General features: G+C 57.0%; 1 protein-coding gene. It reads left to right on the top strand.

Going from position 1 to position 823, the window contains the following annotated elements; translation table 11 throughout:
* The first annotated feature begins 68 nt into the window (after positions 1–68).
* Entirely contained in the window at positions 69–767 is a 699-nt protein-coding gene (locus tag DC522_RS33830; protein WP_116532735.1) for an IS6 family transposase, read from the top strand.
* Positions 768–823 lie beyond the last annotated feature (56 nt).

Here is an 823-nt window from a genome sequence, read left to right on the forward strand (position 1 = left end):
GGATCTGTCGCAACAATTTGTTTCAGAGTTTCAGCTAATCCTCCTTGAGCTCAGCGAAGGAGGGTAGCGTGTTCAAGGGCAGGCATTTTGATCAATCAGTGATCCTGCTCTGTGTGCGGTGGTACTTGGCTTACAGTCTGAGTCTGCGGGACCTCGAGGAGATGATGGCCGAGCGCGGCATCTCCGTTGACCACGCGACTGTTCACCGCTGGACTGTGCATTATGCCCCGCTCCTGCTGGAGCGCTTCAATCGGCACAAGCGCCCTGTCAGTCGGAAATGGCACATTGACGAGACATATATCAAGGTTCGCGGCCAGTGGCGGTATCTCTACCGCGCCATCGACAGCAACGGCGACACGGTCGAGTTCTGGTTCAGCGAACGACGCAATCTCACTGCTGCCAAACGGTTCCTCCGCAAGGCTCTCAAGCGACATGGCCGGCCCGAGCGGATCGTGATCGACGGCAGCCAGACGAACCGCGAGGCTATCCTCTCCTGCGACACGACAGACCGGCTCCAAGATCGATCTCGGCGCCAGCTGAAGCCAGTCCGGATCCGACGAAGCGCTTACCTCAATAATCGGATTGAGCAGGATCATCGAGCCATCAAGCGGCGGATACGACCGATGCTTGGGTTCAAGTCCACGAGCAGTGCCCGTGTGATCCTGGGTGGGATCGAGATGATCCACATGATGCGCAAACAGCAGGCGAAGTATGCCTGTAATCGCCAGCTATCTCTCGTTGAGCAATTCAACAGATTGGCTGCGTGAGGCCTACGGGCGGAATAGCCCTCTTTCTGTCAACATCGAAAATTCGCGACAGAGCC

Source organism: Microvirga sp. KLBC 81, assembly GCF_003075415.1.
GTDB lineage: Bacteria > Pseudomonadota > Alphaproteobacteria > Rhizobiales > Beijerinckiaceae > Microvirga.